Below are 421 nucleotides of genomic sequence, written 5' to 3' on the forward strand. Positions count from 1 at the left end.
ACATCGTATTGGCCGACGCCGATGCCTGCGACGAGGCGGTTCGCTGGTGGGAGGCGCTGACCGCGCGGGGTGGCGAGGGCATGGTCGTCAAGCCGCTCGCCTTCCTTGCCCGCGGCGAAAAGGGCCTGATCCAGCCGGCGCTGAAAGTCCGCGGCCAGGATTATCTGCGCATCATCTACGGCCCGGAATACGACATGCCGGACAATCTCTCGCGGCTGCGCAAGCGCAGCCTGGGCGGCAAGCGGTCGCTGGCGCTCAGGGAATTCAGCCTCGGCCATGAAGGTCTGCTACGGTTCCAGGCCCGGGCACCCTTGCGCGACATCCACGAATGCGTGTTCGCCGTTCTTGCGCTCGAAAGTGAACCGATTGACCCCAGGCTTTAGGTCCGGATCATTCGGGGCTTGATCGAGGACCTACGACG

1 protein-coding gene is annotated in these 421 nt (G+C 64.8%); it reads left to right on the forward strand.

Annotated elements, in window-relative coordinates:
- Nucleotides 1–383 (forward strand): hypothetical protein (locus AC1D0P_RS30415; RefSeq protein WP_477680136.1); only part of this gene is annotated, 383 nt, incomplete at its 5' end.
- Nucleotides 384–421: the final 38 nt, after the last annotated feature.

This window comes from Polaromonas sp. P1_G2 (genome assembly GCF_056405515.1).